The following is a 20,588-nucleotide window of genomic DNA, read 5'->3' on the forward strand; positions in this document are numbered from 1 at the left end:
ACCGAGTGGTGGGGCGAGGACCTTTTGGTTACTTTTGGGTCCTTCCAAAAGTGACCCGCTGTAAGAGCGGAACCATAGGCGGCCGTTACCCAAATAACGGATATGTACTCAACCCCCTCGCACCCCCCGATACCCCTCATTCAACGCATACAAAATCGCACACGTCTCTGCATCCAAAACCCCACCATAATCCCGCGCCCGAAAGTGCATCTGAAACGCCCGAGTCCTAAGCTCAAACGCCCGACGATTCTGCGCCGGTTTATACCCGTACCGCTGAAACGCCCGCTCCACCTCCACCTCAGGCGGCAACCCGACACAAAACCGCCGCTGGTACATCGCCAGCGTCGGCTCATCAAACCACGCCCCCACCCCAGCCTCATGCAAAGCGCGCCAAGGCAACCGAGGCCCAGGATCACTCTTGCGCCAGTAAGCCACATCCGAATGCCCAAGAATGTCTGCCGGCCCGATCAGCGGATAACGCCCAAGAACGTCGCGAACCAACGCAATCAACCCCTCCACCTGCGCCTGCCCATACGCAGGAAAGGTAAACACACCCGCGTCATCCCGCGCCTGATTGACGATCTCGATACCAATCGCCCGACTGTTAAGGTTATCCCGCCCGCCCCAATGGCTCGCCCCCGCATGCCACGCGCGCTGGTCCTCATTCACCAGGCGAAACACACGCAATTCGTCATATCCGGCGGCGCGGTAACCAGGTTCATCGGGATCAGGCAGCAGGTAATGCGCGCTGACGCCGTTCTGCGTCAGGGTCCGCAGGGAGGACGCGAAAGGCGCTGCGGTGTAATGCAGGACCACCTGGCGCACCGGCTCGCCGTTACGCTCGTTGAAATCCCGCGCAGGAAAACTCGTATCAATGACCAACATCAGAACCGTCCTTTTCAATACAGGCCGAGTCATTCAGCCCGTTCAAGCACAAAAAAATTACCGCCATCCTGAAGGGATAAACCCCAGGCGGGCGGTAACTATTTGGCACATGAAAAAAACGCTCAGCGCCGCAGCGGCATCCCCAGTTCGACACGCAGGCCATCGGCCTGGCTGTCGAATTTCAGCGAACAGGAACAGCGCTGCACAATCGCCTGCACGATCGCCAGCCCCAGGCCACAGCCTTCGCTGCTGCCATTGCGCCAGAAGCGCTGGGTGAGGTATTGCAGGTCTTCAGCAGAAATCTGCTTGCCGTGGTCACGCACGCGAAACACCACGGTGTCGGCGGCGGTGAATACGCTCAGCTCCACGCGGGTATCACCCGGGGTGTGGCGCAGCGCGTTATCCAGCAGGTTGCGCAAGGCCGCGACGGCCAAGGCCACCGGCATCTCCACCGGAGTTTCACTGAGGTTGTCGGCGAGGATCAGGTCGATGCGCTGGTTATCGCCGGCATTTGCATCCTGGATCGCCAGCCGCGCGACCTGTTCGGCGCTCGATTGCAGGCCGTCGTCGAACGACAGGCTGCCTTCCACCCGCGCCAACAACAGCAACTGCTCCAGGGTCCGGTGCAGGCGGTCGGCACCCTCTTCGGCATGGGCCAGGGACTGGTCGCGCGCCGCGCCTTCGGTCATGCGTGCGACTTGCAGGTGGGTCTTGATCGCCGTCAGCGGGCTGCGCAGTTCATGGGCGGCGTCGCCGGTGAGGCGGCGTTCGCGCTCGATGGTCTTGGCGATGCGCTGCAGCAATTGGTTCTGGGTGTCGAGCAGCGGCTTGAGTTCACTGGGCAGCGGGTGAATCTGCAACGGTTCGAGGGAGTCGGCACTGCGGCGCATCAGCGCGTCACGCATGCGGTTGAGCGGCAGCAGGCTCTGGCCGATGCCCAGCCACAGCAGCCACAGGCAGCCCAGCAGGGCCACGCCCACCGGTACCGAGGCCGCCAACAGGATCGACAGGTTCAACGCCTCGCGCTCCACCTGGCGGTCGGCGGTGGTAATCAGCAGGTCGCCACGGGACAGGGTGAAACTGCGCCAGCCCACGCCGTCGATCATCTGGTCGCGAAAGCCGCTCTTGCGCGACTCCAGCCCCTCTTCCGGGGTGGTGTGGCTGCGCGCCAGGATTTCACCGCGTAGCGAGCTGACCTGGCAGGCCATGCCGCCGGGCACGTTCAGTGAGTCGGTGCGCAATTGCGTGCCGCCACTCACGCTGGCCAGGCCCGGCATCTGCTCGGTCAGCCCGGCCACCATGCGCGCGGACGCCACCAGGCGCTGGTCGAGGGAAAACATCATCTGCTTGCGCAGGTCGTTGAGCATCCAGGCCGCCGCCAGGGCCCAGATCAACACAAAAGCGGCGCCCAGCTTGAACGTCAGGCGCAGGCGCAGGCTTTTCACGAAGCGTTTTCTCCAGCATCCGGGCCAGCGTCCGCCGTGCCCAGGCGATAGCCCAGGCCGCGCACGGTTTCGACGATGCCGTTGCCCAATTTGCGCCGCAGGTGGTGGATATGCACGTTGAGCGCGTTGCTTTCCAGTTCATCGTTGAAGCCGTAGACGCTGTCCTTGAGCTGCTCGCTGGACAACACGCGACCCTTGTTATGCAGCAAGGCCTGCAACAGCGCCTGCTCACGTCGCGAGAGGTCGACCGGCTCGCCGCCAAGGAAGGTTTCGCGACTGCTCGGGTCGTAGGCCAGGCGGCCATGTTCGATCAGGTTCACGCGGCGCCCCGCCACCCGGCGCAGCAGGGTTTGCAGGCGCGCGGCGAGTTCACGCAGGTCGAACGGCTTGAGCAGGTAATCGTCGGCACCGGCTTGCAGGCCGTCGACGCGGTTGGTTACCGAATCGCGTGCGGTCAGGATCAGCACCGGAATTTCCAGGCCCTGGCTGCGCTGCTGCTGTAACAACTTGAGACCGTCCTCATCGGGCAAGCCAAGGTCGAGCACCATGATGTCGAACGTGGCCGCCTTGAGCATCGCCCGGGCGGCAGCGGCCGTGGCCACGCGCTCGACGGTAAAGCCCTGTGCGCCAAGACCGGCTACGATGCCGCTGGCGATCAGTTCGTCGTCTTCACAGACCAGTACGTGCATGGTGAACCCTTCATGAAAGATGGGGGGATTAAAGGTGGCGCGGATTAAGCGCAGATTATGCCGTGAAAAGAGGCGCGCTCGGGCCTCCCCTTCACTTTAGAATAGCGCCTGGTTAATCATCGGTTAATCATCGCCACACATTGTGTGCCTACTTGCATCGAACTAAGGCTTGACCATGCGGCATCTGTTTACCTTTCTACTGGTAATGTTCGCGGGATTGGCCCAGGCCGCGCCTGGCAACCCTTTTGAGACCAAACCCGATTTCCTCCCGGTAGGTAAAGCCTTCACCTTTACCTCCGAGCGCCTGGAATCCGGCGAAACCCAGTTGTATTGGCAGATTGCCGACGGTTATTACCTGTACCAGCAACGCATGAAGTTCGACGGTCTCGCCGAAAAACCGCCGCTGCCCAAGGGCGAGGCCCATAGCGACGAGTTCTTCGGCGACCAGGAGGTGTATCGCCAGGGCCTGGAAGTGAAGATCCCCGCCGGCACCACCGGCCAGGTCAAGCTGGGCTGGCAGGGCTGCGCCGATGCAGGCCTGTGCTACCCGCCGCAGTCGATCACCGTGGACCTGGGCGGGCCATCCGTCGCCCCCACGCCAACCGCTGCCGCCGCCGGAGCGGCCGACGACCAGCAACTCGCGAAATTCCTCGGCGAAAGCAACCTGTTCTGGAGCCTGTTGGCCATGTTCGGCCTGGGCCTGTTGCTGGCCTTCCTGCCCTGCTCATTGCCCATGCTACCCATTCTCGCCGGCCTGGTGGTCGGCAGCGGCGCAAGCCCACGCCGAGGCTTTGCCCTCGCCGGCAGCTATGTGGTGAGTATGGCGCTGGTGTACGCCGCGTTGGGCGTGGCGGCTGCCTTGCTGGGTGGCAACTTGCAGGCGTGGCTGCAGCAACCCTGGATTCTCGGTTCTTTCGCCGCGCTGTTTATCCTGCTGTCATTGCCGATGTTCGGCTTCTTCGAGCTACAACTGCCGGCGTTCCTGCGCGACCGTCTGGATAACCTCAGCCGCCAGCAAAGCGGTGGCAGCCTGGTGGGGGCCGGGGTCCTCGGCGCGCTGTCCGGCCTGCTGGTGGGCCCGTGCATGACCGCACCACTGGCCGGCCTGCTGCTGTACATCGCCCAGACCGGTGATGTGCTCTTCGGTGGCCTCGCCTTGTTTGCCCTGGGCATCGGCATTGGCGTGCCGCTGCTGCTGCTGGTGACCGTCGGTAACAGCGTGTTGCCCAAGTCCGGCACCTGGATGAACCTGCTCAAGGGCGTCTTCGGTTTCCTGTTCCTGGGCACTGCACTGGTGTTGATCCAACCCCTGCTCGGCGATGCCCTGTGGGTCGGCGCCTGGGGCGCGTTGGCGGTATTGGTCGGCTACTGCGGCTGGCGGGTGGCCCGCGACACCGGTCGTGCGGCCATGCTGGTTGGCGCCGGCTCCCTGCTGCTGGGCCTCTGGGGTGGCGCATTGGTGATCGGCGCGGCGGGCGGCAGCGATGACGTGTGGCAGCCGCTGAAAGTCTACAGCGGTGCCCGCAGCGCAGGCGCACCCAGCGCCCACGAAGCCTTCACTAACGTGAACACGCCGGCAGCCCTGCAAGGTCAACTCGACGAAGCCAGGGCCCAGGGCCAATGGGTACTGCTGGACTACTACGCCGATTGGTGCCGGTCCTGCAAGATCATGGAAAAAGCCGTGTTCGGCAAACCCGAGGTCATGGCCGCCCTGAACGGCGTGCGCCTGCTGCGGGTCGACGTGACGGCAGACAATGTTGCCAGCCGTGAACTGCTGGAACGCTACCAGATTCCCGGGCCACCCACGTTTATCTGGATCGGCCCCAACGGTGAAGAACGCCGCGCCCAACGCATCACCGGCGAGGTGGATGCCGAGGCCTTCCTGCAACGCTGGAATCAGACCCGAGAAGCCCTCTGATGCTGACCCTGACCATCGGCACGTTCGCCATCGCCCTGAATCACATCCTGCTGATCAGCGCGCTGATTCTCGCCACCCTGGTGGGTTGGCGGGTGGCCAAGCGTGGCGGTGAGAACCCGGAATCGGTGCTGTTCAGCCTGTTCCTGCTCGGCATGCTGGTGGCGCGCATCAGCTTTGTATTGATGTATTGGAACGAGTACAGCCACGACCCGCTGCAGATGGTCGACCTGCGTGACGGCGGCTTCCTCGCCTGGCCCGGCGTGATCGCGCTGGTGCTCGGCGCGCTGGCCTACGGCTGGCGCCGCCCTGCCCTGCGCAAACCACTGAGTGCCGGGGTGATCACCGGGCTGGTGTTCTGGGGCCTGACCAGCGTGTCCCTGAGCCTGTACGACAAGGGCTCACAATTGCCGGACATCAGCTTGCGCAACGCCAATGGCGAGATGGTGCAATTGGCCGACTACAAGGGCGGCCCGCTGGTGATCAACCTCTGGGCCACCTGGTGCCCACCGTGCCGGCGCGAAATGCCGGTGCTGGAGCGCGCGCAGCACCAACGGCCCGACGTGACCTTCCTGTTCGTCAACCAGGCTGAAAGCATGCAAAGCGTCAGCACCTTCCTGGCCACCCAGGGCCTGACCCTCGATAACGTACTGTTCGACGCCAGTGGCCGCCTCGGCCAGGCCGTAGGCTCCATGGCCCTGCCGACCACACTGTTCTACCAAGCCGACGGGCGCCTGATCAACAGCCACCTGGGCGAACTGTCCCAAGCAAGCCTGGCGCGCGCCATGGAACCCTTCGACACCGCCCCTGCAAGGAAACCGACATGCCAAGCCTCCGCCACCTGCTGACCCTGCTGCCGCTGACGCTCGCGGCTACCCTGGCCCAGGCCGAAGACTGGCCGGCACCGATCAAGCAGATCGAGGCCAAGGGTGCCAAGATCCTCGGCAAATTCGACGCCCCCAGCGGCCTCACCGGCTATGCCGCCCAATACCAGAACCGTGGCATGGCCCTGTACCTGACCGCCGACGGCAAAAGCGTACTCGCCGGCAACCTGTACGACGCCCAAGGCAACGACCTGAGCAGCGCGCCCCTGGAAAAACTGGTGTACGCGCCGATGGCCAAGCAAGTCTGGGCCAAGATGGAAAACAGCAGCTGGATCCAGGACGGCGATAAAAACGCGCCGCGTACTGTCTACCTGTTCAGTGACCCCAACTGCCCGTACTGCAACATGTTCTGGGAACAGGCGCGGCCGTGGGTGAAGGCCGGCAAGGTGCAACTGCGCCACATCATGGTGGGAATCATCCGCGAAGACAGCCCGGGCAAGTCCGCCGCGCTGTTCGCCGCCAAAGACCCGCAAAAAGCCCTGGAAGAACACGAAGCCGCCGGCAAGGCCAGCAAGTTGCAGGCGCTGGACAAGATCCCGGCCGATATCGAGGCCAAGCTCGACGCCAATATGAAGCTGATGGATGAGCTGGAGTTGTCGGCGACGCCGGCGATTTTCTATCTGGACGACAAGGGCGGCTTGCAGCAACAGCAAGGCGCGCCGTCGCCGGAGAAGCTGGTGAAGATCCTGGGGCCGAAGTAACCCGCCCTTTTACGCTCGAACAAGAACGCCCGCCTGAACGCGGGCGTTTTTATTCAGGGGTCGGGTCAAACGCTTTCCACCAGGAAATCATCCATGTACCAATCGTTACCATTCCCTGATGTTTCATGGCTGCAGAGGTCCAGCAGGACCGGGGCCGCGCCCGCCACAAAGGTGAAGCTCAGGGTATGCCAGTCAACCCCCACGACGTTCAGCACCGGCGTTTTATCCACCGAGTCCTGACGCAGCGTCAACTTTGGCGTCTCGTAGAGATCGCCATCGCGCCGGACCTTGACGGAAAATCGATAGGTGTCGCCGCTGTAGAGGTCATCGAATACCCGCTGCAGAATCGGCCCTGCGTTTCTCTGCGAGAAGGAGTAATCCCTTGCCGAATAACCGGCTTTACCATCGGGGCCTTTGGCCAAGGATACAATCGTGATATCCCGCGGATCAGGCGCCCCCGAGCCAATGGTCCAGCGGCCCAACGTCTGGTCGTTGAAGTCGGTCAGGTCGCGATAAGGTTTGCGCAGCGTCACCTTCAACGCGGGGCACACAACCAGCGGGCCGTTTTCACCGCACGCATCCACACGGGTCTTGAGTTCAAAGGTCAACGTGGCGTGGTCGGGGAATTTCTCCAGTTCCTTACGGGAAATTGCTCGCGACAGGCCATTTTTCACGTCGGTAGCGGTAAGCGATTTATTCGCAATCAAGGCGAATGTGTAGGCAGACCCGTCCTTGAGGGTGCCCTTGCAATCCAGCCAAACGTTGTGCCGGGCTTCCATGAACGCCCATTTTTTTACAATGACCGTGGCGTCTCCCGCAAAGGTACGCAAATCCAGGACGCCGCTCTTTGCCTCACGCACTTTCGGCGTGGGCAACTGCGCAGGGACGTTGAAGTTCAGGTCAGTGATCACCTCACACACCCGGGTAACGGTACGTCTGACGGTAACCGTGCGGGTGACCCCGGGGTGGTCCAGCTCCCCGGGGTTGACGTCAGGTGATACGGAACCGCTCGAAGAGGTCGTTTTGGCCACGGTAAAGTCTCCGGTGCAAGGTAGATAGAAATCAGCCACAACACTGGAGTTATTCAATGCCCGGGCGGCAGGACCTGGCTACTGTCAAAGTTGACAGGTTTGTGCCAAAAATCCGGCTTCCCGACCAATGGTTACAGCGCCCTCAAAGCCCCTCCAGCTCTGCCATCAGATCACTCAAGCGGTCCACCTTCTCCGCGCTGATGTCATTGGCTGCCAGCCCGTCGATGTACTCGGCCAACTCCGCCACCGTGCTGCATTCGAACATCGCCCGCAGCGGTACATCACGTTGCAGGGTTTTCTGCACACGCGAGGCAATCTGCGTGGCCAGCAATGAATGCCCGCCCAGCTCGAAGAAGTTGTCCTGCACGCCCACCTTGTCGACTTTCAGCACTTCGGCCCAGATCGTGGCCAGGGTGTGTTCCAGTGCGTTGCGCGGCGCCAGGTAGTCCTGGCTGTGCAACTGGCCGATCTCCAATTCCGGCAGGGCCTTGCGGTCGAGTTTGCCGTTGGCGTTGAGCGGCAGGCGATCCAGCCATAACCAGTGCAGCGGCACCATGTATTCCGGCAGCTCAGCGCGCAGGCGTTGCTTGATGCGGTCCAGGCGATCACTTGGGCTGAGTGTTTCGTCCGCCGCCACCAGGTAGCCCACCAGATGCTTGCCGTTCACACCTTCCTGCACACCCACGGCCGCATCACGCACTTCGGGTTGCTCGTGCAAGCGCGCTTCGATTTCACCCAACTCGATGCGGTAGCCGCGAATCTTCACCTGATGATCGATACGCCCGACGTACTCCAACACGCCGTCGCTGCGCCGGCGCGCCAAGTCGCCGGTACGGTACAGACGCTCGCCCGCTGCGCCGAACGGGTTGGGCACGAACACTCCGGCTGTACGCAACGGGTCGCTGACGTAACCGCGGCCCACACCCGTACCGGCCACGCACAACTCACCGACGGCGCCTTGCGGCACCAGCTCCAGCGCACCATCGAGCAAGTACAAACGGTTGTTGTCGGTCGGCGTACCAATCGGCAGGTAAGTACCACGGGTCGACGCCAGGTCGACGCGGAAGAACGCCACGTCATCCGAGCATTCCGCCGGGCCATAGGCGTTCACCAGGCCAATCTGCGGGTAACGCTGCAACCACTGATGCGCCAGCTCCGGCGGCATCGCTTCACCGGTCGGCAGCATCCAGCGCAGGCCGTCGAGGCTGATACGCTCCTGGGCCAGCATGCCCTGGATCAGCGACGGCACGCTTTCCAGCACGCTGATGCCCTGGGCCTGGACATGCTCCAGCAGCCCCTGCGGATCATGGGCAAGGGTGTTCGGCACAATATCCACCCGCGCGCCGAACAGTGGCGCGGCGAGGAATTGCCACACAGAAATATCGAAGCTTTGCGACGCGGTCTGGGCGATCACATCCGCCGCGCTCAGGTCCAGGTACGGCACCTTGCTCAACTGGTTATTGAGCATGCCGCGCTGTTCCACCATCACGCCTTTGGGCAGGCCGGTGGAGCCCGAGGTGTAGATCACGTAGGCGAGGTTGTCCGGGCCGCTGTAGACACCCGGGTTTTCCCCACGGCTCGGCACTTCTTCCCAGACCAGCAACTGGCAGTCGGTGCCGTCCAGCAGGGCAATCGCCTGCTCGCGGCACGCCTCGGTGCACACCAGCAACGGCGTGCGGCTCAGGTCGATGATGCGGCTCAGGCGCTGACTCGGCAGGCCCGGGTCCAGCGGCAGGTAACCGGCGCCGGCCTTGAAGCTGCCGATGATCATGCCGAGCAGGTCGAGGTTACGCTCGCCCAGCAGCGCCACCGGCTGGTCCAGGCCCACACCGGCTGCGATCAGCGCATGGCCCAGGCCGTTACTGCGCCGGTTCAGCTCGTCGTAGCTCCATTGTTCATCCAGGCAACTGGCGGCGATGCGCTGCGGATGCGCGCTCACCTGCGCTTCGAACAACTCGATATAGCTGCGCTCCAGCGGGTAGGTGTGCTCGCTCTGGTTGCAGCCTTCAACCAGGAATTCGCGCTCCTGTTCGCCGATCAGCGGCAGGTCGGCCATGTCGCCATGGAAGCCCTGCACCAGCGCCAGCAGCAGGCGCTTGAACTCGCCAAGCATGCCTTGCACGGTGGTTTCGTCGAAGTAACGCTGGTCGTAGGACAGGTGCAGCCCCAGGTCATCGCCCGGGTAGCACACGGCGGTCAGCGGGAAGTTGGTGTGGGTGCGGCCGGAGTCCGAGGTGGCATTCAGGCTTTGCGCGCGGTCGAGCACTGAGGTTTCCACCGGGGCGTTTTCGAACACGAACAGGCTGTCGAACAGCGGCTGGCCCTTGGGCAACTCGCTGTGTTCCTGAATGGTCACCAGCGGCAGGTATTCGTACTCGCGCAATTGCATATTGCTGTCGAGCAGGCCGCTCAGCCACTGGCGCACGCTGCAAGGCTGGTCGTCCTCGGGCAGTTTTACCCGCAGCGCGATGCTGTTGATAAACAGGCCGACGGTGCGTTGCATCTCCGGCATCTCCACCGGGCGCCCGGCCACGGTGACGCCGAACAGCACGTCACGCTCGCCGCTCAAGCGCCGCAGCACCAGGGCCCATGCGGCCTGGGCGAAGGTGTTGACGGTCAGCTGATGGGCCTGGGCCAGTTCACGCAGTTGCGCCCCGTCGCGGGCGTCGAGACGGGTGTAGCAGTCGCCCACCACCATGCCGCCGCTGTGCCCGGCGTGTTCGCGCAGGAACGGCCGGTCGCTCGGGATCGGCGTGGTGCGCTCGAACCCTTGCAGGTTCTGCTGCCACCACTGGCGCGCCTCGTTGAGGTTCTGGCGTTGCAGCCAGGCGATGTAGTCGCGATAACGCGGCGGCGTGGCCAGTTGCGCCTCAACGCCCTCGCCCAGGGCCATGTAGATCTCGAAGAAATCATTCATCAGCAGCGAACGGCACCAGGCATCGATAAGGATGTGGTGGTTGCTCATCATGAACCAGTAGCGCGCCTCGCCCACGCGGATCAGGCGCAGGTGGAACGGCGCCTGGTTAAGCAGATCGAAACCGGCTTCGCGCTCGGCCTTGAGCAGCGCTTGCAGGCGCGGCTCTTGCTCGGCCTCGTCGTCGTTACTCCAGTCCAGGTACTCAATCGGCGTGCTGCCCGGTTTATGAATCACTTGCAGCATGTCTTCGCCGACGTTCCAGCAGAACGAGGCGCGCAAGGCTTCGTGACGGGCGATCACCGCCTGCCAGGCCTGGGCGAAACGCTCGGGGTCGAGGGCGCTGTTGATGCGGTAGCGGTCCTGCATGTAGTAGAGGCCGGTGCCCGGCTCCAGCAGGGTGTGCAGCAACAGGCCTTCCTGCATCGGGGTCAGCGGGTACACATCTTCGATGGCGCTGGCCGGCACCGGCAGGCTGTCCAGCTGTGGCTGGGTCAGGCGCGCCAGGGGGAAATCGGACGGCGTCAGGCCGCCCGCGTCGTCCTGCAGGCAATGCGCGACCAGGCTGTGCAGCTCGGCCAGGTAGGCGTTCGCAAGATCCTGGATGGTTTGCTGGTCGTGGCGTTCGCGGCTGAAGGTCCAGCGCAGCACCAGTTCACCGCCGTACACCTGGCTGTCCACACTCAGTTCGTTGGGCAGCGGCGCGTCCGGGTCATGGGCCAGGCCGGCGGACTCATCCAGCGGATGGAACAGCGCATCGGTGCCGAAGCTCTGGTCGAACTGGCCGAGGTAGTTGAAGGTGATCGCCGCCGTCGGCAGTGCGGCCATGGTGTGCTTGCACAGGTCATCGGCCAGGTAGCGCAGCACGCCATAACCGAGACCTTTGTGCGGCACGCCGCGCAGTTGCTCCTTGATCGCCTTGATCGAGTCGCCCTGGCTGGCTTGCGGGGTCAGACGCAATGGATAAGCACTGGTAAACCAGCCGACGCTGCGGGTCAGGTCAAGGTCATCGAACAGGGTTTCGCGGCCATGCCCTTCCAGCTGGATCAGCGCCGAGGCATGCCCGCTCAAGCGGCACAACACCCGGGCCAGGGCGGTCAGCAGCAGGTCGTTGACCTGGGTGCGGTAGGCGCTTGGCGCCTGTTGCAGCAACTGGCGGGTGTGTTCGGCATCCAGGCGCACGCTGACGGTGTCGGCATCGCGGTTGCGCAGCGAACCCTGAGCGCGATCCACCGGCAACTCAACCGCCGGGCCGGCCAGTTGGTCTTGCCAAACGCTCAACTCTTCGCGCAGCGATTCGCTGCCGGCATACGCCTGCAAGCGCGCAGCCCAATCACGCAAGGCGCTGGTCTTGGCCGGCAGGCTGACGGACTGGCCGTCGCTGAGCTGGCGATAAACGCTTTGCAGGTCTTCAAGCAACACGCGCCACGACACGCCGTCCACCACCAGGTGATGGATCGCGATCAGCAGGCGCTGCTGGCCCTGCGGGCCGTCTACCAGCAAGGCACGCAGCAGCGGACCGTGTTGCAGATCGAGGCTGCGCTGGGTGTCGGTGAACAAGGCGGTGCACTGTTGCATGTCGCGCACCTGCGCCTGCATCAGCACCCCGCCTTGGGGCACGGCCAAGTGCTCGGCATGCCATTGCGCATCGCGCCGGGTGAAGCTCAGGCGCAGGGCGTCGTGGTGCTCCAGTACCGCCAGCAGTGCTTGCTCCAGGCGGTGGGGTTCCAGCAGTTGCAAGGGTTTGAGCACCAAGGCCTGGTTCCAGTGCTTGCGGTTCGGGATGTCGGTGTCGAAGAACCAATACTGGATCGGCGTGAGCCCCGAGCTGCCGGTGAGCACGCCCTGCTCCGCCGTGACTTGCTCGGAGCGCGTGGCGACGGCGGCCAGGGTTTGCACGGTCTGGTGCTGGAACAGGTCCCGCGGGCTGAAATGAATCCCCGCCTGGCGTGCCCGGCTGACCACCTGGATCGACAGGATCGAGTCGCCGCCCAGTTCAAAGAAGTTATCGTCAAGGCCGACCTGTTGCACGTTGAGCACCGCGCACCAGATCGCCGCGAGGGTCTGCTCCAGCTCATTGCGCGGCGCCACGTACTGTTGGCGATTGGCCTCGGGGTCGGGTTGCGGCAAGGCGCGGCGGTCGAGTTTGCCGTTGGCGGTCAGCGGCATACTGTCGAGTACGATCAGGTGCGCAGGCACCATATAGTCCGGCAGTTGTGCCTTGAGATGCGCCTTCAGCGCGTCACGCAATGTGCCGTGCTCGGCATCGCTGACCAGGTACGCCACCAGCTGTTTGCCGCTGGGCGAATCCAGCGCCAGCACCACCGCCTCACGCACAGCTGCATGCTCCAGCAGGCGGGTTTCGATTTCCCCCAGCTCGATGCGGAAACCACGAATCTTCACTTGATGGTCGATGCGGCCCAGGTACTCCACCAGACCATCGGCGCGTTGGCGCACCAGGTCGCCGGTGCGGTACAGGCGCCCGCCGTTTGTGGCAAAGGGATCGGCGACAAAGCGCTCGGCGGTCATGCCCGGCCGCGCATGGTAACCCTGGGCCAGGCCAGCGCCGCCGACGTACAGTTCACCCGTCGCGCCTTGCGGCACCAGGGCCAGGTCGGCGTCGAGAATATAGGCCACACGGGCGCCGATGATGCTGCCGATCGGCACGCTGCCGGCGCCCTCCTCCAGGTGCTGCGGCGCCAGGCTGGCCAGCGGCATCACCACGGTTTCAGTCGGGCCGTAGGCGTTGAAAAACACCTCGGGCGTGAACGCCGCGCGGATGCGCTGCAAATGTTCGCCGGTCAGCGCTTCACCGCCGGTGATGCACATGCGCACCGGCAGGGTCTGCTGTTGGGTCGCCAGCCATTGCGCCAACTGGCTGCCGTAGCTGGGGGTAAAGCCGAGGATATTGATGCGATGGGTGCGGATCAGCCCGCAGATTTCCTCGGCGTCCCACTGGCCCTGGGCGCGCAATACCACCTGCGCACCGCTGAGCAACGGCACCAGCAAACGCTCGGTGGCGGCGTCGAAGTTGATCGAATAAAAGTGCAGCTCGCAGTCGTCCGCGCGCATGCCGAAACGCTCGATCACCGCCTGGCAATGCATGGCGATTTCACCGTGGGACACCACCACGCCTTTGGGTTTGCCGGTGGAGCCGGAGGTGTAGATCAGGTAGGCCTGATGCTGCGCCAGGCTGATAAACGGCAACTCGCCGGCCGGGTAGCTATCCAGCATCGGTGAGTCATCTTCCAGGCACCAGCACGCCACCGTCGCCGGCAATTCGCCGAGGGCTTCAAACATCGCCGCGTCACTGAGCAGCAGGCCGATGCCGCTGTCTTCGATCATGTAGTGCAGGCGGTCCAGCGGGTATTCCGGGTCCAGCGGCACATAGGCGCCGCCGGCCTTGAGGATCGCCAGCAGGCCGATGACCATCTCCAGCGAACGCGGCAATGCCAGGCCCACCCGCACCTGCGGACCGACGCCACGCTCGCGCAGCATCCAGGCCAGGCGGTTGGCGCGGGCGTCGAGTTCGGCGTAGGTGAGTGTTTCACCGGCAAAGGTCAGCGCCGGTGCGTCGCCACGCTTGAGCGCCTGCTGGCTGAACAGCTGATGGATGCACTGGTCGAGGCGATGCTCACCGGCCTCTACACCCAGGCTGTCCTGCAGTGCGCGTTGCTCGGTAGCCGTGAGCAACGGCAATTCGCTGAGGCGCTGCTGCGGGTTGGCGATCAACGCTTCGAGCAGGTTGCGCCAATGTTCGGCCATGCGCGCGATGCGTGGTTCGTCGAACAGGTCGGTGCTGTAGGTCAGGCAGCAACCCAGGCGATGGTCGAGGTCGGTGACTTCCAGGTTGAGATCGAACTTGGTCGCGCGGGCATCGTTGGCCAGGTACTCGACGGTCATGCCGGCCAGTTGGCGGCTTTGCTGGAACTCCCAGCGCTGCACGTTGCACATCACCTGGAACAGCGGGTTGTAGGCCGCGCTGCGCGGCGGTTGCAGGGCTTCCACCAAATGATCGAACGGCAGGTCCTGGTGGGACTGGCCCTCGATCACGGTATGGCGCACTTGCTCGAACAACTGCGCCACATTCATCTGCCCATTGAGCTGGCAACGCAGCACCTGGGTGTTGAGGAACGCGCCGATCAGCCCTTCGCTTTCCGGGCGGATGCGGTTGGCCACCGGCGCGCCGATGCGCAGGTCGGTCTGGCCGCTGTAGCGGTAGAGCAACACCGCGAGGGTGGCGGTCATGGTCATGAACAGGGTCAGGCCCCGCTCGGCATTAAACGCTCGCACGCGGGCGGCCAGGTCATCGCTCAGATCGAAGCGGTACAGCTCGCCCTGGTGGCTTTGCACCGGTGGTCGAGGGCGGTCGCCGGGCAGCTCAAGCAGCGGGTGTTCGTTGCCCAGCTGCGCGGTCCAGTAGTCCAGTTGGCGCTGGCGTTCGCCGCCTTCCAGCCACTGGCGCTGCCACACGCTGTAATCCAGGTATTGCACCGGCAACGGCGCCAATGGCGACAGGCGTTCGTCGATAAAGGCCTCGTAGAGCGCGCTGAGTTCACGGGCAAAAATGTCCATGGCCCAGCCTTCGGTGACGATGTGGTGCAGGGTCAGTACCAGGTAGTGTTCCTGCTCGCCGGCCTTGACCAGGCAGGCGCGCAGCAACGGCCCGGTTTCCAGGTTGAACGGGGTGTGGGCTTCGTGATCGGCCAGTTGCTGCAAGCGTTGCTGGCGCTCGGTTTCGTTCAGCGCCGAAATGTCCTGCCAGTCCATGCGCAGGCCGGTCTGTGCCGAGACCTTCTGACAGGCCACGCCGTCGACACTCGGGAAGGTGGTGCGCAGGGTTTCGTGACGCATGATCAAGGCCTGCAACGCCGCCTCGAAACGCCCCACATCCAGCACACCACGCAGGCGCGCCATGCCGCCGACGTTGTAGGCCGGGCTGTCCGGCTCCATCTGCCACAGGAACCACATGCGCTGCTGGGAATACGACAGCGGCACCGGTTGGCTGCGGTCGACCTTGGCAATCGCGGTTTGCTGGTTGCGCTGGCCCGACGCCTGGATCAGCCCCACTTGCTCGGCAAACGCGCCCAACTCACTGGCTTCAAACAAGGTGCGCAACGGCAGCTCGACGTCGCAGGCCTGGCGGGTGCGCGAGATGATTTGCGTGGCCAGCAACGAGTGGCCGCCGAGGGCGAAAAAGTCATCGTGCAGGCCGATACGGGGCAGGCCCAGCACCTCGCGCCAGATCGCCGCGATCTGCTGTTGCAGGGGCGATTCAGGTTCAACATGTTCACGGGTTTGCCACACCGGTTCCGGCAAGGCGCGGCGGTCGAGTTTGCCGCTGGGGCTCAGGGGCATGGCGTCCAGGCGCATCAACAGCGCGGGCACCATGTACTCGGGCAACTCGGCGGCCAGCGCGGCTTTGACGTCCTGTTCATCCAGCGCGGTGTGGGCGGTGTAGTAACCGATCAACTGCGCATCACGCACCACAACCACGGCCTGGGCGATGCCATCCAGCGCCAGCAACCGCGCTTCAATTTCTTCGGGTTCCACGCGAAAGCCGCGCAGCTTGATCTGCTGGTCGAGGCGGCCGAGGTATTCGAGCACGCCATCGCGGCTCCAGCGCGCACGATCGCCGGTGCGATACAGGCGTGTGCCCTGGTGATCGGCGACAAAACGTTCGGCCGTCAACCCGGCACGCCCGAGGTAACCGCGGGCCAGGCCGATACCACCGATGCACAGTTCGCCCGGCACCCCCAGCGGCACAGGATTGAGCTGCTCATCCAGCACGCGGCAGATCACATTGCCCAGCGGCCGGCCGATCGGCGAGCGTTCGCCATCTTCGGCGGTGCAATGCCAGTGGGTCACGTTGATCGCGGTTTCGGTCGGGCCATACCGGTTGTGCAAGTGCACCGCCGGCAGCTGCGCCAACACGCGGTTACGCAACTCGGCGGGCAAGGCTTCACCGCCAGAGAACAGGCGGCGCAGGCTGGTGCATTCGGCCACCAGCGGCTCATCGATAAACAGCTGCAACAGCGGCGGTACAAAGTGCAGCGTGGTTACGCCGTGCTCCTGCACCAACTGCGCGATGCGGTGCGGGTCACGATGTTCGCCGGGGCCGGCCAGCACCAGGCGGCAACCGGTAATGAGCGGCCAGAAGCATTCCCACACCGACACGTCAAAACTGATCGGCGCCTTTTGCATCAGCACGTCGGTGTCGTTCAGTTGATAAGTGGCCTGCATCCACTGCAAGCGCTCGGCCAGGGCCGCATGGGTATTGCCCACGCCTTTGGGCTGGCCGGTGGAGCCGGAGGTGTAGATCACGTAGGCGAGGTTGTCGCCATTCAAGTGCAGGCCCGGCGCCTGGGTCGGCCAGCTGTCCAGATGCAGGCTGTCCATGGCAATCACGCACACGCCTTCGGCGCTTGGCACGTGGTCCAGCAAGGCGGTCTGGGTCAGCAGCAGGTGCACGCCGCTGTCCTTGAGCATGTAGGCCAGGCGCTCGGCGGGGTAGTCCGGGTCCAGCGGTACATAGGCGCCGCCGGCCTTGATGATCGCCAGCAGGCCGATCAGCAGCTGCGGCGAACGCTCGGCGGCGATGGCCACGCACACGTCCGGGCCGACGCCTTTGTCGCGCAGGTAATGGGCCAGGCGGTTGGCCTGGGTGTGCAGTTGGGCGAAGGTCAGGCTGCCGCCCTGCCAGACCAGCGCGGTGTTGTCCGAGGTGTGCAGGTTGAGCAGTTCGGGCAGCCATTGCTGGGCGGGTGCGCACGACGCGGTGTTCCACGCTTGCTGTTCGTCTTGCGGCATCAGCCTGAGGTCGCCGATGGCGTGTTGCGGTTGCTCGCACACGGCGCTCAGCAGGTGGATGAAGTGCTCGGCCAGGCGCTGGATGGTTGCGCCGTCGAACAGCTCGTCGGCGTAGTCGAACGACAGGCTCAGGCGCCCGTTGCGGTCTTCTTCGCTGTGCAGTTGAAGGTCGAACTTGGCTTCGCGGCTGTGCCACGGCAGCTCATCGGCGAGCATGCCCGGCAGACGGCGCAGCGCACTCAGGTCGCGTTGCTGGTGGTTGAACATGACCTGGAACAGGCCCTGTTCACGCGCCTGCGGGAAGGCTTCCAGCAGTTGCTCGAACGGCAGGTCCTGGTGGGCCTGGGCGCCTAAGGTTTGCTCGCGGGTTGAGGCCAGCAGTTCGTCGAACGGCAGGCGCGCGTCCAGCTCGGCGCGCAACACCAGGGTGTTGATAAAGAAGCCGACCAGGCCTTGGGTTTCCTGGCGCGGGCGGTTGGCATTCGGCACGCCGATACGGATATCGCGCTGGCCGCTGTAGCGGTAGAGCAAGGTCTGGAACGCCGCGAGCAACAGCATGAACGGCGTGGATGCATGCGCCTGGGCAGTCTGGCGGATAGCTTCGCTGAGGCTGGCGTTCAAGCGCACGCTATGGCGCGACGCGCTGTGGCTGCGTTGCGCCGAGCGCGGGTGGTCGGTGGCCAGGTTCAGGCTTGGATGCTCCTCGCCCAACTGCGTTTTCCAGTACGCCAGCTGGCGTTGGCCTTCGCCCTCGGCCAGCCATTGGCGCTGCCAGCTGCCGTAGTCGGCGTATTGCAAGGCCAGCGGTGGCAGTGCCAGGGCCTGGCCTTGGGACGCGGCAGCGTAGAGGCGCGAGAACTCGTCGATCAGGATATTCAGCGACCAGCCATCGGCGATGATGTGGTGCAGGGTCACCAGCAACTGGTGATCTTCATCGTCCAGGCGCACCAGGGTCACCCACAGCAGCGGGCCGTTTTCCAGGTCGAACTGGGTGCGCGCTTCGTCCTCGCGGATCTGTTGCGCGCGGGCGTCGCGCTCGGCAGCGGGCAGGTCGCTGAGGTCGATGACTTGCAGGTTGAAATCCGTGGTTGCATCAATACGCTGGAAGGCCTGGCCGTCGCGCTCATAAAAGCGCGTGCGCAGGGCTTCGTGGCGCTGGATCAATTGCTCGAAGCTGGCGCGCACCGCGTCTTCGCTCAGCTCGCCGCGCAGGCGCAAGGCGCCGGGGATGGTGTAGGCGCTGCTGTGCGGGTCCAGTTGCCAGGTGATCCACAGGCGATTCTGTGCCAGGGATTGCGGCAGTTCATCCTCGCGCGACAGGCCGTGGATCACGCCTTGGGCAACGCCGCCGTCCTGCTGCAATTGCGCGACATTCGCAGCAAAGCCGGCCAGGGTCGGCGCTTCGAACAGCAGGCGCAGGTTCAGCTCCAGGCCCAGGGTTTCGCGCAGGCGCGCAACCACTTGGGTGGCGCTGATCGAGTTGCCGCCGAGCAGGAAAAAGTGATCGTCGCCAGCGACGGATTCCACTTGCAGTTGCTCACACCAGATCGCGGCAATCTGCTGTTGCAGCTCGGACTCCAGTGCCACGTCGCTCGCCTGCGCTTGCAGGTCGGGGAACTGCGCATAGCTATCGAGGCTGCCATCGGCGTGGCGAATCGCGCACGCTGCACGCTGCACCTTGCCGCTGGAAGTCTTCGGCAACGCGCCAGGGTTGAGCAACACCACCACGCTCGGTGCCTCTTGACAGGCCTCGGCCACGGCTTGGCGGATGGCTTTGATCAGCGCTTCGGGCGGCAGGATTTTCTGCACGCTGCGGCTGATTTCCGCCGCAATTCCGATGCCTTCCAGGCCCTGGTCATTCACTGCAAACGCCGCGACCCGGCCCTTGCGCACCACTTCCACTTCGCGCTCGATGGTCTGTTCGATGTCCTGGGGGTACAAATTGTGGCCGCGCACGATCAGCAGGTCTTTAAGGCGGCCGGTGATGTACACCTCGCCGTCGCGAATAAAGCCCAGGTCGCCAGTGCGCAACCAGGTGCGGCCGGCGTGTTGCACGAAGGTCTTGGCCGTGGCTTCGGGATTGCGCCAGTAGCCGTGGGCGATGCTCGGGCCGGTGGCCCAGAGTTCGCCGATCTGGTTGTCGGCCAGTTCGCTCAAGGTCTGCGGGTCGGCGATCAGCACCGCGTGGTCGGGCTGACTGGTGCCGCAACTCATGATCGCACTGCCCTGCCCGGCTTCGGCGCGGTTGGCGGCCAGGGCCTGTTCGTCCACGCGCAGCGCGGGGATGCCATGGCCACGGCGGCCACCGGCGACAAACAGGGTCGCCTCGGCCAGTCCGTAGGAGGCGAAGAAATTGTTCGAGCTGAAACCGCAGGCCGCGAACTTTTCGGCGAAGCGTTCCAGGGTGTCGAGGCGGATCGGTTCGGAACCCGAATAGGCCACGCGCCACCGGCTCAAGTCCAGGCGCTCGAGGGCCGACTCACTGACCCGCTCACTGCACAGGCGATAGGCGAAATCCGGGCCGCCGCTGATGGTGCCGCCGTATTCGCTGATCGCTTCCAGCCAGCGCAATGGCCGACCGAGGAAGTACGCCGGCGACATCAACACGCACGGCACGCCACTGAAGATCGGTTGCAGCAGGCCGCCGATCAGGCCCATGTCGTGGTACAGCGGCAGCCAGCTGACGATCACGTCGTCAGGGTTGAGGTCGATGCCGAAGCCGCGACGGATCAGCACTTCGTTGGCCACCAGGTTGCCGTGGCTGACCTGCACGCCCTTGGGCAGCGCGGTGGAGCCGGAGGTGTATTGCAGGAAGGCGATGTCGTCGGCCTGCAGGTCGGGGGCGATCCAATCGCCCGTGTGTTCCAGCGTATCGACGCTCAACACCGGCGGCGCGTTTTCGATTTGCGCCAGGCCGTCGGCGAGGCTGGCGATGGTCAGCAGCAGGCGCGGCTCGGCGTCGCTGATGATCGACAGCAAGCGCTCCTGATGGTGACGCTTGGTGGACTCCGGCGGGTAGGCCGGCACCGCGATGACCCCGGCGTACAGGCAACCAAAAAACGCCGCGACGTAATCCGGACCACTGGGGAACAACAGCACCGCGCGATCACCCAGCGTTGCGTTGGCCTGCAAGGCGGCGGCGATGCTGCGGGCGCGCTGGTCGAGGTCACGGTAGCTGAGCACCACGTTGTGCTCGGCCGACTCGGCGAGGAAGCGCAGGGCCACCTGGTCCGGGGTCTGCGCAGCGCGACGTTGTAGGGACTGGACCAGGGTGCGGGGAAGTTCGAAGGCGTCCATCATGGGGTTCCTGCCTG

Annotated in this window: 8 protein-coding genes; 3 read left to right on the forward strand and 5 right to left on the reverse strand. The window is 64.4% G+C overall.

Annotated elements, in window-relative coordinates; translation table 11 throughout:
* Positions 1-108: 108 nt before the first annotated feature.
* The 3 genes from AC0IYH_RS27395 to AC0IYH_RS27405 form a co-directional block, all read right to left on the reverse strand.
* Positions 109-885, reverse strand: a complete 777-nt coding sequence (locus AC0IYH_RS27395; RefSeq protein WP_471837182.1) for an N-acetylmuramoyl-L-alanine amidase — start codon at positions 883-885, stop codon at positions 109-111.
* A gap of 122 nt (positions 886-1,007) precedes the next feature.
* Positions 1,008-2,330, reverse strand: a complete 1,323-nt coding sequence (locus AC0IYH_RS27400; RefSeq protein WP_471837184.1) for an ATP-binding protein — start codon at positions 2,328-2,330, stop codon at positions 1,008-1,010.
* On the reverse strand, positions 2,327-3,019 hold the full coding sequence (locus tag AC0IYH_RS27405; RefSeq protein ID WP_116626241.1) for a response regulator transcription factor: 693 nt from the start codon (positions 3,017-3,019) through the stop codon (positions 2,327-2,329). Before AC0IYH_RS27405 ends, AC0IYH_RS27400 begins: the two co-directional genes overlap by 4 nt.
* 175 nt (positions 3,020-3,194) lie before the next feature.
* On the opposite strand from AC0IYH_RS27405, the gene dsbD reads away from it, so the two are divergent.
* The 3 genes from dsbD to dsbG are packed head-to-tail and all read left to right on the forward strand — an operon-like array spanning position 3,195 to position 6,519.
* Complete coding sequence (dsbD, locus tag AC0IYH_RS27410; RefSeq protein ID WP_471837186.1) at positions 3,195-4,937, forward strand: protein-disulfide reductase DsbD; 1,743 nt, start codon at positions 3,195-3,197, stop codon at positions 4,935-4,937.
* Complete coding sequence (locus AC0IYH_RS27415; protein WP_471837188.1) at positions 4,937-5,782, forward strand: prolipoprotein diacylglyceryl transferase family protein; 846 nt, start codon at positions 4,937-4,939, stop codon at positions 5,780-5,782. The genes dsbD and AC0IYH_RS27415 overlap by 1 nt, the downstream gene beginning before the upstream one ends.
* Positions 5,758-6,519, forward strand: a complete 762-nt coding sequence (dsbG, locus tag AC0IYH_RS27420; protein ID WP_116626238.1) for a thiol:disulfide interchange protein DsbG — start codon at positions 5,758-5,760, stop codon at positions 6,517-6,519. The genes AC0IYH_RS27415 and dsbG overlap by 25 nt, the downstream gene beginning before the upstream one ends.
* A gap of 65 nt (positions 6,520-6,584) precedes the next feature.
* Here the strand turns inward: dsbG and AC0IYH_RS27425 are convergent, their stop codons facing one another.
* Complete coding sequence (locus AC0IYH_RS27425; protein ID WP_471837189.1) at positions 6,585-7,550, reverse strand: carbohydrate binding domain-containing protein; 966 nt, start codon at positions 7,548-7,550, stop codon at positions 6,585-6,587.
* A 142-nt stretch (positions 7,551-7,692) separates the two neighbouring features.
* Positions 7,693-20,574, reverse strand: a complete 12,882-nt coding sequence (locus AC0IYH_RS27430) for a non-ribosomal peptide synthetase (protein WP_471837191.1) — start codon at positions 20,572-20,574, stop codon at positions 7,693-7,695.
* Positions 20,575-20,588: the final 14 nt, after the last annotated feature.

The organism is Pseudomonas sp. AC463, assembly GCF_979253585.1.

Excerpts from the sequence above, each read along its gene's own strand:
- AC0IYH_RS27395 (WP_471837182.1), bottom strand. The coding sequence starts at position 885 with ATGTTGGTCATTGATACGAGTTTTCCTGCGCGGGATTTCAACGAGCGT.
- AC0IYH_RS27405 (WP_116626241.1), bottom strand. The coding sequence starts at position 3,019 with ATGCACGTACTGGTCTGTGAAGACGACGAACTGATCGCCAGCGGCATC.
- dsbD (WP_471837186.1), top strand. The coding sequence starts at position 3,195 with ATGCGGCATCTGTTTACCTTTCTACTGGTAATGTTCGCGGGATTGGCC.
- AC0IYH_RS27415 (WP_471837188.1), top strand. The coding sequence starts at position 4,937 with ATGCTGACCCTGACCATCGGCACGTTCGCCATCGCCCTGAATCACATC.
- dsbG (WP_116626238.1), top strand. The coding sequence starts at position 5,758 with ATGCCAAGCCTCCGCCACCTGCTGACCCTGCTGCCGCTGACGCTCGCG.
- AC0IYH_RS27430 (WP_471837191.1), bottom strand. The coding sequence starts at position 20,574 with ATGATGGACGCCTTCGAACTTCCCCGCACCCTGGTCCAGTCCCTACAA.